At 73.3% G+C, this 10,338-nt stretch carries 11 protein-coding genes; 9 read left to right on the forward strand and 2 right to left on the reverse strand.

From position 1 onward, the window contains the following. Positions 1-285 precede the first annotated feature (285 nt). From ACWCSD_RS38190 to ACWCSD_RS38230, 9 genes are all read left to right on the forward strand, one after another. Positions 286-1,536, forward strand: coding sequence for an FAD-dependent oxidoreductase (locus tag ACWCSD_RS38190; protein WP_397159754.1), 1,251 nt, complete (start codon positions 286-288; stop codon positions 1,534-1,536). A gap of 65 nt (positions 1,537-1,601) precedes the next feature. Next, complete coding sequence (locus tag ACWCSD_RS38195; RefSeq protein WP_449922232.1) at positions 1,602-2,621, forward strand: zinc-dependent alcohol dehydrogenase family protein; 1,020 nt, start codon at positions 1,602-1,604, stop codon at positions 2,619-2,621. An 11-nt stretch (positions 2,622-2,632) separates the two neighbouring features. Further along, complete coding sequence (locus ACWCSD_RS38200) at positions 2,633-3,406, forward strand: HisA/HisF-related TIM barrel protein (protein ID WP_387676165.1); 774 nt, start codon at positions 2,633-2,635, stop codon at positions 3,404-3,406. Further along, positions 3,403-4,038 carry a hypothetical protein gene (locus ACWCSD_RS38205; protein ID WP_352324698.1) on the forward strand — a complete coding sequence of 212 codons (636 nt, stop codon included), beginning with the start codon at positions 3,403-3,405 and terminating at the stop codon, positions 4,036-4,038. Before ACWCSD_RS38200 ends, ACWCSD_RS38205 begins: the two co-directional genes overlap by 4 nt. A gap of 34 nt (positions 4,039-4,072) precedes the next feature. Further along, positions 4,073-4,309: an Lrp/AsnC ligand binding domain-containing protein gene (locus ACWCSD_RS38210; protein WP_449922235.1), complete on the forward strand. Its 237-nt coding sequence runs from the start codon at positions 4,073-4,075 to the stop codon at positions 4,307-4,309. 97 nt (positions 4,310-4,406) lie between these two features. Continuing rightward, the gene (locus tag ACWCSD_RS38215) at positions 4,407-5,075 is read left to right on the forward strand and encodes a hypothetical protein (RefSeq protein WP_449922237.1); all 669 of its coding nucleotides are present in this window, start codon (positions 4,407-4,409) and stop codon (positions 5,073-5,075) included. 17 nt (positions 5,076-5,092) lie between these two features. Further along, positions 5,093-8,170, forward strand: a complete 3,078-nt coding sequence (locus ACWCSD_RS38220) for an amino acid adenylation domain-containing protein (RefSeq protein ID WP_449922239.1) — start codon at positions 5,093-5,095, stop codon at positions 8,168-8,170. A gap of 14 nt (positions 8,171-8,184) precedes the next feature. Further along, a complete protein-coding gene (locus ACWCSD_RS38225) occupies positions 8,185-8,976 on the forward strand; it encodes an AfsR/SARP family transcriptional regulator (protein WP_449922241.1) in 792 nt (263 codons plus the stop codon). A gap of 25 nt (positions 8,977-9,001) precedes the next feature. Then, positions 9,002-9,664, forward strand: a complete 663-nt coding sequence (locus ACWCSD_RS38230) for a hypothetical protein (protein ID WP_397159765.1) — start codon at positions 9,002-9,004, stop codon at positions 9,662-9,664. A 44-nt stretch (positions 9,665-9,708) separates the two neighbouring features. On the opposite strand, the gene ACWCSD_RS38235 is transcribed toward ACWCSD_RS38230, so the two are convergent. Both ACWCSD_RS38235 and ACWCSD_RS38240 read right to left on the reverse strand, forming a co-directional pair. Then, positions 9,709-9,948, reverse strand: a complete 240-nt coding sequence (locus tag ACWCSD_RS38235; protein ID WP_357988788.1) for an acyl carrier protein — start codon at positions 9,946-9,948, stop codon at positions 9,709-9,711. After that, positions 9,945-10,338: AMP-binding enzyme (locus tag ACWCSD_RS38240; protein WP_449922244.1), on the reverse strand; the 394-nt coding region annotated here is incomplete at its 5' end. The genes ACWCSD_RS38235 and ACWCSD_RS38240, both read right to left, overlap by 4 nt.

Here is a 10,338-nt window from a genome sequence, read left to right on the forward strand (position 1 = left end):
AGTCCTCCGCCGCCCATTCCAGGGCGACGGACGAAGGCGCGGACACGTCGGCGCCGACCACCACAGGAGCCCTGTTCGACGGCCCGTTCATAAGAATTCCTCCTTCATCGCGCAGGCATTGCCGGACAATTCGCTGCCACGCATTCCTGACATGGCCCTGAATTCGCGCTGACATCAGCCGTACGCCTCGCGATTTCCCCGGAAGTCGCCGTGCGATCACCAGGGCGACGGGTAATGGCGCGCTACCGGAGCACGTCCCCTCTAACTTTCTCAAGGTGAAATGACATGCGCGTCGGAATCGTCGGAGCCGGTCTGTCGGGGCTCACCCTGGCCTGGCTCCTGGCCGACAGTTGCGAGACCGTGGTGCTCGAATCCCGCGACCGCGTCGGCGGCACGATGCGGTCGGTCCGCGTCCGCGCCGACGGCGGCGAGGCGACACTCGACCTCGGCGCCCAGGACATCTCGCCGGACCTGTTCCCCACACATCGCAGGCTGCTGGAGCTGCTGGGGTACGGCGACGAGCAGTTCGTGGACCTGCCGGCCTCGCTCACCGTCCTGAAGGCGGGACGCCGGGAGCCGCTGCTGGTCAGCCCGCACACCCCGGAGCCGTCCTGGCCCCGGGACGAGCGGCTCGGGGCGGCCTGGCAGGCGGTCGGGGCCTTCCTCCAGCGGGCCACCGAATGGGACAAGGAGGACGTCAGCTGGGAACGACCGCTGGCCGACCTGGTCGAGCCCCTGCCGGTGAGCCAGGAGATCAAACGGGACGTGCTGTACGCCCGCCCGGCCTTCCTGTTCTGCTGCAGCCTCGAACAGGCCAAGACCCTCTCGGCCCGCGCCGCCGTCGCCTTCTACGTCAACACCGCGGGCGAGCCGAGATGGCAGCAGCTCCTCCCGGGGCTGGAGAGCACGGCCTGGGCCCTGGCCGCGCGGGCCCCCGCCGCCAGGATCAGGACCGCGGCCGGGGTGCGGCAGGTCCGCCGCGCGGACGGGCGCTACGAGCTCCTCGACACCGCCGGCGAGCGGCACGTCGTGGACGAGCTGGTCCTCGCGGTGCCGCCGTGGGAGGCGGTGCGGCTGCTCGGGCCGCTGGCGGGCACCCAGGAGGTCCGTGACGTCCTGGCCGGCTTCGAGCCGGTGGACACGACGTACGCGCTGCACCTGGATCCCGCGTACCTGCCGGAGAGCCGCGCCCACTGGTCGACCAGCGCGTTCGAGGTGCACGACGGCTGGAGCGAGAGCACCGACTGGTTCGGCCCGTCCAGGGGCGTCGAGGTCTTCAAGAGCCAGCTCACCCACCGCGACCGCCTGCCGAGGCAGGTGATCCTGCGGGAGGACTACCGGCATCTGCTCATCACGCCCGCGGCCGTCCGGGCGCAGCGCCGCCTCGACGCGCTGCAGGGACGGGGCGGGCTGCACCTCGCCGGCCAGTACACCACGTGGGTCTCCAGCCAGGAGTCGGCCGTGCGGTCGGCGGTCGCCGTCGCCCGCAGGCTCGCGCCGCGCTCGCCGCGCCTGGCGCAGCTCCTGTCCGTCTGAGCGAGGCGAGTCCCACCGAGACAAGTCCGACCGAGACGAATCCGACCGAGGCAAGGAGGTATGTCATGCGCGCCGTGCGGTTCCGTCGTCACGGTGACCCCGCCGCCGTCCTGTCCGTGGACGACGTGCCCGTCCCCGTCAAAGGGCCGGACGACCTGCTCGTACGGATGACCACCCGGCCGATCAACCCCTCCGACCTCATGTACGTGCGAGGAGAGTACGGACGAGAGGCGACGTTCCCCTCGTCGGCGGGCTTCGAGGGCGTGGGCGTGGTGGAGCGGGCCGACCGGGCGGGCACGTACCGCGAGGGCGCGCGGGTCGCCGTGGCCGCCACCGGCACCTGGCAGGACTACGTCAGCGCCGCGCCCGCCGAGCTGATCCCGGTCCCGGACGCCATGCCCGACGAGGTCGCCTGCCAGCTCACGGTGAACCCGTTCGCGGCGCGCCTGCTGGTGGACCAGCTCGACGTGCCGCACGGGGGGTGGCTGCTGCTGTCGGCGGGCGCGTCGGCCGTCTGCCGGATGGTCCTGGCCTACGCGGCCAGACGCCGGATCCGGTGCCTGCACCTGGTCAGGCGGCCGGAACAGGTGACGCCGCTGCGCCTGCTGGGGGCCGACGAGGTGATCGACGTCTCCGCCGGCCCGTGGGTGGACCGGGTGCTGGCCGTCACGTCGGGCGGGGCGGCCGCCGCGATCGACTCGGTCGGCGGCCAGGTGGGCCGGGGCCTGCTGGACTGCCTGCGTCCCGGTGGCCGGCTGGTCGTGTTCGGGGCGCTGTCCGGCGAGCCGATCCCGCTGCCGTCCCGCCAGGTCATCTTCTCCTCCCTCACCGTGCGCGGGTTCTGGCTGCCCGAACGGCTCGCCGCGCTGGAGCCGCACGACCGCGCCCGCCTCACCGAGGAGGTGGTCGCGGACGTCGCCGACGGTTGGCCCGGCGTGGACGTGGCCGGCCGGTACGCGCTGCCCGAGGTCAGGGCGGCGGTGCGGCACAGCGCCCGGACCGGCGGCGAGGGAAAGGTGCTGCTCACCGAACGACGACCGGACGTCCCCGCCCCGGGGCCGGTCGGCGACCCCCGATCCGAATGAGAAAGGACATCATGAACGACCTCATCATCCCGTGCATCGACGTGGCCGGCGGCAGGGCGACGCCCCCCTCGGGCATCCCCGGTCTGGCCGATCCCGGTGACGCCGTCGAGATCGCCTCGGTCTACCTGCGCGACGGCGCCGGGCCGATCTTCGTGGACGTGCAGGAGCCATGGACGGAGCACGAGACGTTCCTGCCCCTGATCCAGGCGCTGAGCGGGACGGGCGGCACGTTCTGGGTCACCGTGGACAACGGCTACATGCCCTCGATCGAGGCGGCCGAGGCCCTGCTGGCGGCGGGCGCGGCGGCGGTCGGCCTGAGCACCACCTCGGTGGAGCACCCCTCGGTCCTGCACACGCTCGTGCAGCGGCACGGATCCGGCCGCGTGGTGGGCGTGATGAACGTCGCCCGCGCCGGCGACGGCCGCTGGAACGTCGCCATCCGCGGCGGCGAGCAGGAGACCGACCTGGACGCCGTCGTCTGGGCGAAGATGCTGGCCGACCTGGGCGCCGGCCGCCTGCTGGCCAACAGCCTCGACCAGGAGGGCACCGGCAACGGCTACGACCTGGAGATGACCCCGGCCATCGCCTCGGCGGTGGGCGTCCCGGTCATCGCCTCCGGCGGCGCCGGCGCCGTCGAGCACCTGTACGAGGGGCTCACGACAGGCGGCGCCCGGCACGCCCTGGTCAACAACCTCTTCCACAGCGGCCAGGCCACGATGACCCAGGCGCACGAGTTCCTCGACAAGGGCGGCCTCAGAAACCCGGCGGAAGGCGCTGCGGAATGACCGCCGAGACGCTGATCAAGGAGCTGGCGCGGGCCCGGGCGCAGTCGCCGCCGCCCAACCCGCTGCTCGCCCTGGCGGCCGACGGCCGGGTCACCGTCGGCCACCTGCGCCGCCTCGTCGCGATCGAGCGCGCCTACCACCATGCCGAGCTCGTGGCCTACGGCGAGCTGCTCACCCAGTTCCCGCACCCGCCGGCCGCCGGTTTCCTGCTCAAGGTGGCCGGGCTGGTGGACGAGGCGCGTGCCGCGCTCGCCGTCGTGGCCGAGCGCCTGGGCGAGCCGCCGGACCTCGGCGACGACCTGGCCGCGCACGCCTTCTGCGGGTACGTCTCCTGGCTGGCACTGCACGGCAGCCAGGCGGCCATGGCCCTGTCGTTGTACTCGGCCCCGGACGGCGTCTACTACGGCGGCGCCGTCGAGCTGGTGCGGCTGCTGGACGAGCACGGCGTGACGGTGCCCGGGGAGTTCACGGCCTACTACGGCAACAGCCCCGACCCCCTGCTGACCGAGGACGCCGCGGCGGTCGTGGACGACGGCCTGGCCCGGGGCGACGACCCCGGCGAGGCCCTGCGCGCGGCCCGGCTGTGCGACAGGTACATGGCCCTGCTCTGGACGGCGGCGGCCCGCACGTGAGGGGACGGCCCGGACGCCACGGCAGGAGCCCGGCATGAGGGCGGACGTGCACGTCCGCCTGGCCCCCGGGGTGACGACACGCGACTACGAGCGAAGGCTGCGCGAGATCAGCGGCGTGGTCGGCGCGCACGTGGTCGTCGGCGACTTCGACCTGACCGTGCAGGTGGCCTGCGAGGACGGCGCGCAGCTCCAGGGGACGATGGCGCGCCTGCGCCAGGCCGGCGGGCAGGACCTCGCCGCCGAGCTGATCGTCCGCACGCTGCTCAGTTAGGGCCGCGCGGCACGGCAGCCGGATGTCAGGCCCGCGTCAGGCCCTTGTCACGGCCTCGGGGAACGCAGACAGGTTCGCACAAGAGAAAGGCTTCACCATGACCGCCACCGCAGAGCTCGCCTTGGCAACCTCCGCCGTCACCGAGCTCCAACGGCTGCGCGACCGCTCTCCGGTCGGCAACCGCCTGCTGGACCTGGCCGAGGTCGGCGGGCTCACCCTGGAGCACCTGCGCCGGCTCGTCGGGATCGAGCTGCAGTGCCACACCGCCGAGCTGGCCGCGTACGGAACCGTGATCGCCCGCTTCTCCGACAGCCCCGTCGTCGGCCTCTACCTGGACGTCGCCCGCCTGGTGTACGACGCGCACCCCAAGCTGCTGGCCTGCGTCGGCCCGCTGGGCATGGACCCGGACGCGGCGGGGCGGTGGCCGTCCGGGCCCGACGCGCAGGCGTTCAACGGCTGCGTCTCGTGGCTGGCGCTGCACGGCGGCCAGGCCGACAACGCGCTGGCCCTCCACACGGACATGACGGTCTACTTCCCCGGCTGCCAGGCCCTGCTCGACGCGGTGCGCAAGCAGGGGCTGGACGTGCCGCAGGAGTTCGTCGACTACTACGAGGGCGGCCAGTCCGACGAGCTGGAACGACGGGCGCTGGAGGTCGTCGAGCACGGCCTGCGCAACGGCGAGGACCAGGCCACCGCGATCACCCGCGCCCGGCAGCTGGAGGAGCACATCGGCAGCTTCTGGAAGGCAGCCGCGCACACCGGCTGAGCTGGAGAGGACCCCACATGAGCCTGAAGGAATGGAACGACACCGCGCGGCCCTACCCGCGCGACGCGGTGCTGCCCGAGCTGTTCGACGCCCAGGCCGCCCGGACCCCGGACGCGCCCGCGCTGACCGGCGGCGGCCGGACGCTGACCTACCGGGAGCTGGCCGGCCGCGCGGACGCGCTGGCCAGGGTGCTGCGGCGGCAGGGCGTGCGGGCCGGGACGCCGGTGGCCCTGCCCGTGGAACGCTCGGCCGAGGCCGTCGTGGGGATCTGGGCCGTGCTCAAGGCGGGCGGCGCGTACGTCCCGCTCAACCCCGAGGACCCGGCGGCCCGGCTGCGCGAGCTGACCCGGCGGCTGGGCGTCGAGCACGTCGTGACGCGCGCCCACCGGCGTCCGTTGCCGGACGCGCGGCACGTGCTGCTGCTGGACGGGCCGGTGCCCGAGGCCGGACCGCTGCCGCCGAAGGTGGCCGCGGCGACCGATCCGGCCTACGTCATCTTCACCTCCGGATCCACCGGCGTCCCGAAAGCGGTCGCCGAACCGCATCGCGGGCCCGTCCGGCTGGCGACGGGCACCGACTGCGCCGCGTTCGGCCCCGACGACGTCGTCCTGGCCACCACGAACCCGACGTTCGACGTGTCCTGCTTCGAGATCTTCGGGGCGCACCTGAACGGCTCCCACCTGGTCGTGCCCGAGCCCGAGGCGTTGTTGTCGCCGCCGGACCTGGCCCGCGAGCTGCGCGAGCGCGGCGCGACCGTGCTGTGGCTCAGCGCGGGCCTGTTCCACCAGCTCGGCTTCGCCGACCCCGGCATGTTCTCCTCGCTGCGCTACCTGGTGGCGGGCGGGGACGTGCTGAACCCCGACTGCGTGCGCGGCGTCCTGGCCGCCGGCCCGCCCGAGCACCTGGTCAACGGCTACGGCCCCACGGAGAACGGCACGTTCTCCACCGCCCACGAGGTGACCGGGCTGCCGCTGGACGCCGAACGCGTGCCCATCGGACGGCCGATCGCCAACTCCACCTGCTACGTGCTGCGCGAGGACGGCAATCCCTGCGAGCCCGAGGAGGAGGGGGAGCTGTACGTCGGCGGCGACGGCGTGGCGCTCGGCTACGTGGGCGACGAGGAGCGCACGGCCGAACGTTTCCTGCCTGACCCGTTCCTCGGCGGGGACGCGCGCATGTACCGGACCGGCGACCGGGCGGCCTGGCGGCCGGACGGCGTGCTGGACTTTTTGGGCCGGCTGGACCGGCAGGTCAAGGTCAGCGGTTACCGGGTGGAGATCGGCGAGGTCGAGTCGGAGCTGGCGGCCCATCCAGAGGTGCGCGAGGCCGCCGTGGCCGTACGGGAGTCCGGGCGGGGCGACCGGGCGCTGGTGGCATGGGCGGTGCCGCGGCGGGCGGAGGACCGGCGGTCCTTCGCGCTGCGGGTGCGGGCGTTCCTGCGGGACCGGCTGCCCGCGTTCATGGTCCCCGGCCGGGTGGCGGTCGCCGACGAGCTGCCGCTGAACAGCAGCGGCAAGGTGGACACGCGCGCCCTGGCCGGGGCCGGCGACCAGCCGCCGGCCGGGCCCGCCGACCCGCCGCGGGGCGAGGTCGAGCGGTGCGCGGCCGACGTGTGGGCGGCCGTCCTCGGGACGCCGGTGGAGTCCCGCGCCGACGACTTCTACGAGCTCGGCGGCACGTCGTTGCAGGCCGTCCAGATCGTCACCGCGCTGCGCGCCCGCCCCGGGATGGGCGGCCTCCCCGGCCCCGCGCTGGTGCGCGCGCTGCTGGACTCCACGTCGCTGGAGGCGTTCGCCACCCGGATCGCCGCCCTGCGCAGGGGCGCGGACGACGGCATGGAGAGCGAGCGGGCCGTGGACCTCGCCCGGGAGGCCCGGCTCGACCCCGGCCTCCGCTTCGGCCCGGCGGACCCGGCGCCCCCTCGGGAGATCCTGGTCACCGGCGCGACCGGGTTCCTGGGCGCCTTCCTGGTCCGGCGGCTGCTCGACGTCACGGACCTGCGCCTGTCGTGCCTCGTGCGGGCGGCGGACGGCGAGGACGGGATCCGCCGGATCGGCGCGGCCCTGCGCAGGTACGGCCTGCCGACGGCGGACCTCGACACGAGGGTGACCGCGGTGCCCGGCGACCTAGCCCGGCCCGGCCTGGGGCTGACGGCGGCGGAGCTGGACGGGCTCGCCGGCCGCACGGACGTCGTCCTGAACGCCGCCGCCAGGGTGAACTTCGTCTATCCCTACTCCCGCCTCCAGGACGTCAACGTCGGCGGCGTGCGCTCGCTCGTCCGCCTGGCCGCCCACGGCGGGCGCGCGCGCCCCTTCCACCACGTGTCCACGGTGGACGTGCTCGCCGCCGCGGACGGGCCGCCCGCCGGCGGGCGGGTGCGCGAGGACGATCCGCTGCCGCGTCCGGAACGGCTGCGGCAGGGGTACGCGGAGACCAAATGGGTGGCCGAGGCACTGCTGGCCGAGGCCGCGGGGCGTGGGTTGCCGGTCGCCCTCTACCGGCCGTACGAGATCACCGGCAGCCGGGACCGGGGCGTGTGGAACACCGGCACCATGATGGCCGCCGTGATCAAGGCGATCGCCGAGACCGGGCTCGCGCCGGACGTGCCGCTCCGCCTGGACTTCGTCCCCGTGGACTACGTGGCCGAGGCCGTCGTGGCGCTGCTGGCCGGGGTGCCCGCGCGCGGCCGCGTCTACCATCTGGCGAACCCGCGCCCCGCCGCACTGCCCCTGCTGGTCGAGCGGCTGCGCCGGCAGGGCTACCCCGTCCGGGTCACTTCCAGGGACGACTGGGTGCGGGAGATGGAACGTCTCTGCGCCGCCGACCCGGCCGCGCCGCTGGCCGGGTACCTCACTCTGCTCACCGGCGAGCAGGCCGTGGACGGCTCAGTGGCGGCCCGGCAGCTCGCCGGCGCCCTGCCCGAGCCGGATCTCACGAACCTGGCCGAGGCGGCCCCGGACGTGCCGGCCGCCTGCCCGCCCGTGGACGCCGGACTGCTCGACCTCTATATCGGATGGCTGCGCGAAACCGGCTACCTGCATCAAAGCACAGCAGCATCCCGGGAAACACATTCTCCGCGCGGTTCCCGTGGATAAGTTAACATTTACAGTTGCCGGGCGCGGCACAATCGATGCGGGCGATGATGATCTCATTTGACATTCTGGGCCCATTGGAAGTCAGGGTCGATGAAGACCGGATTCAGATAGCCGGCCCGAAAAAACGCTCGTTGTTCGCCGCGTTGCTGCTCCGGCACGGCGACGTCGTCCCGGTCGAGGACCTGGTCGCCGAGTTGTGGCGGGACGACCCGCCCAGGCAGGCGGCGAACGCGCTTCACGCGCACGCGTCCCGGTTGCGGATGTCCATCATGCGCTGGCGGGAACAGCGCGGAATGCAAATATCCCTGCAGACCCGCTATCCCGGATATTGTCTCCAGGTTCCGGCCGACGCGATCGACGCCGTGCGCTTCGAAAAGCTCGACGCGGCGGCGAACACCCTGAAGTCGGCCGAGCCGGACAAGGCCGTCGCCCTCCTCCGCGAGGCGCTGGCGCTGTGGCGCGGCCCGGCGCTGCAGGACGTGCCGCGCGGCCCGATCAGGGACCAGGCCGCGCAGCTCCTGGAGAGCCGGCGGATGCTGACCACCGCCAGCCTCATAGAGATCAACCTCGACCTGGGCCGGCACGTCGAGATCATCCCCCAGCTGGAGGCGCTGGTGCTGCAGAACCCCCTCGAAGAACGGCTCTATTCACAGCTGATGGTCGCGCTGCATCGCGCGGGCCGTCCCGCCGACGCGCTGGGGATCTACCAGCTCGCCCGCGTGTCCTTCGCGAAAGAGATCGGGCTGTCCCCATCGCCCGCGCTGGAAAGGCAAATGCTGGCCATTCTCAATCGATCCACCAAATAGCCGGCCCAGACAAGGAGAAACCGATATGAAGACCGATCGCAGGCTCGACGCCGTCTCCCTCGTGCAGGAGATCGACCGGCGGACGGCGGAAAACCCGATCGACAATCCGATCGCCGCGAAATTGCGCGCGGACCGGTTCACGCCGGCGGATCTGCGGCGGCTGCTGGAATTCGAGGTGCGGCTGAACCGCACCGAACTCGCCGCCTACGCGCTGGCCGCGTCCAGGTTCACCGGCAAACCGGAGGACGTGTACTGCCTGCGCCTGCAGGAAATGGCGTCGCGCGCCCGGACGAAACTCCTGGACTGCGCGCGCGTCCTGCCCATCGAACCGCGCACCGGAGCCGACGGCCGGGCGGAGGGCTTCACCGCCTACGCCTACGGCTCCTACCTGAGCTGGCTCGCGCTCAACGCGAACCGGGCCGGTCTGGGCGCCGCCTCGCTGGTGGACGTCCGCTCGTACTTCTCCACCTCCGACGAGCTGGGCGCCTGGTTGCGCAGCTCCGGCAGCGGCGCGCCCGAGGAGGCGGTGGCCTTCTACGGCAGTGAGCCGGAGGGGCTGAGCGCGTCGGCCGTCGCCTTCATCCAGGCCGGGCTCGACGCCGGCGACGATCCGGATGAGGCGCTGCGCCTCAGCGACGTGATGCGTGACGTCATGGGGTACTTCTGGCGAGCGGTGTCGGCCGGCTGACACTGCGGGCAGGGCCCGGGACCGGGCCCTGCCCGCCCGCATCCCTACCCCCGGCCCGTGCCCCGCGGGCCGGCGACGAGGGCGGTCAGGGCCTCGGGTGTCGGATGGTCCTGGACGGCGGACACCGGAAGACGGACGCCGCACACCTCCTCGACCCGCTGGACGATGCGGGTGGCCGCCAGCGAGTGACCGCCGAGGTCGAAGAAGTCGGATCGGGGGCCGACGTCGTCCACCATGAGGACCTCACGCCAGATCTCCACCATGCCGGTCAGGGGGATGGTCATCGCCCGCTCCTCTTCTGCTCCTGTGCCAGCCGGCGCCGCACGCCGGGCCGGTCGATCTTGCCGTTGGGCGTCAACGGGATCCTCGGGCCGGGCACGACCCGGGTGGGGATGGCGCTCTCCGGCAGTTCCGCCGACATGAAGCGCCGCAGTTCCCCCACGGTGGGGCAGGGCCCGGACACCACGACGAGCGCGCCGAGGGCACGCGTGTCGCCGACGGTGGCGACGGCCGCCTGGCGGACGCGCGGATGGCGTAGCAACGCGGCCTCGATCTCGGCGGCCTCGACGCGTACGCCGCGCACCTGGAGCTGGCCGTCGTCCATCCGCCCCTGGAACTCCAGCTCGCCGCGGGCGTTCGCGGCGGCCAGGTCGCCCGTCCGGTACCAGCGGCCG

The organism is Nonomuraea sp. NPDC001684 (assembly GCF_053596515.1).